The organism is Alcanivorax sp. HI0044 (assembly GCF_001634945.1).
Genome location: NZ_LWEZ01000390.1, coordinates 1 through 1,459, shown reverse-complemented (window position 1 = coordinate 1,459; position 1,459 = coordinate 1). Strand labels below are relative to the sequence as shown.

Genomic DNA, 1,459 nt, shown 5'->3' with positions numbered 1-1,459 from the left:
ACGGCGAATGTTGCGAATAGAGACACGAGCCTGTTCAGCTTCTGCGCGCACCACCTTCACCAGATCCTTGCGGGTTTCCTCGGTCAGCGGCGGCAGCGGTAAACGAATCAGGGTGCCGGACGTGGACGGGTTCAGGCCCAGATCGGACATCAGGATGGCACGTTCGATCTGCGGAATCATTGACTTGTCGAACGGCGAAACCGTCAGCGTTCTGCCTTCTTCCACCGAGATATTACCCATCTGGTTGAGCGGCGTCTCAGCGCCATAATACTCAATGGTAATATTGTCCAGCAGGCTGGGATGTGCCCGACCGGTCCGCACCCGTTTCATGGCTGAATCCAGTGCCTCAAGACTCTTTTTCATGCGGCTTTGCGCATCACTGCGAATATCGTCAATCACCGTTATTCCTCGCTCTATCAGCGGTATCGCCAGCGCTTACTGCGCGGCTTCCACCAGGGTACCTTCATTACCGCCCAGCATCAGATTGAGCAGGGCACCCTTCTTGTTCATATCAAAAACACGCAACGGCATGGCATGGTCGCGGCACAGACAAATAGCCGTCAGATCCATGACACCCAGCTTTTTATCCAGCACCTCATCATAGGTCAAGGTGTCGTATTTGACCGCATCCGGGTTTTTCACCGGATCATCATTATAGACCCCATCCACCTTGGTGGCCTTCAATACCACATCGGCACTGATTTCAATGCCGCGCAAGCAGGCAGCAGAGTCGGTGGTAAAGAAGGGATTGCCGGTACCGGCACAGAAGATCACCACTTCACCGTTTTTCAGGTGGCGATTGGCATTGCGATGATCATAGTGCTCCACCACACCACTCATGGGGATCGCCGACATCAGGCGAGTGCGGATATTGGAGCGCTCCAGGGCATCGCGCAGGGCCAGGCCATTCATCACCGTGGCCAGCATGCCCATATGGTCCCCGGCGACCCGGTCCAGGCCGGCGCTCTGCAGCGCCGCGCCACGAAACAGATTACCACCGCCAACAACCAGGCCGACCTGAACGCCGATGCCAACCAATTGGCCGATTTCCAGGGAAATGGCATCCAGTACCTTCGGGTCGATACCGAACCCCTCTTCACCCGCCAGCGCCTCACCACTCAGCTTGAGCAGAATACGGTTATAGCGCGGTGAGCGCTCCTTGTTCGTCGGCATGTCTTTCTCTCCACCACTCATACGAAACCGCCACCCATGAATAACCCGCCATCGTCATCATTTTTACCGGCCCAGGCCGGCCTTTCACTGCATTCAAACGCACGAGCCTGTGCTGCATAGCACAGTACCGCCCCGCACGATGGTTGCAAGCGCTTTTCACTTTCTGCCGTTCAACAGGCGAAAAAAACGCCCTGCTAGTCAAGCCAGCAAGGCGCCCTTTTGCACATCGAACTCGCGAGCCTTAGCCTTTGGCCGCAGCTTCCACTTCGGCCGCGAAGTCGACTTC

Annotated in this window: 2 protein-coding genes; both read right to left on the bottom strand. The window is 56.6% G+C overall.

The genetic code is table 11. The annotated features are described in order from the left end of the window. Positions 1-399, bottom strand: a 399-nt coding sequence (gene frr, locus A3730_RS04730) for a ribosome recycling factor (RefSeq protein WP_063537604.1), incomplete at its 3' end; no start/stop codon positions are given. A 36-nt stretch (positions 400-435) separates the two neighbouring features. Further along, entirely contained in the window at positions 436-1,173 is a 738-nt protein-coding gene (pyrH, locus tag A3730_RS04725; RefSeq protein ID WP_063521455.1) for a UMP kinase, read from the bottom strand. Positions 1,174-1,459 lie beyond the last annotated feature (286 nt).

Coding starts and splice junctions, on each gene's coding strand:
- pyrH (WP_063521455.1), bottom strand. CDS start 1,173: ATGCCGACGAACAAGGAGCGCTCACCGCGCTATAACCGTATTCTGCTC.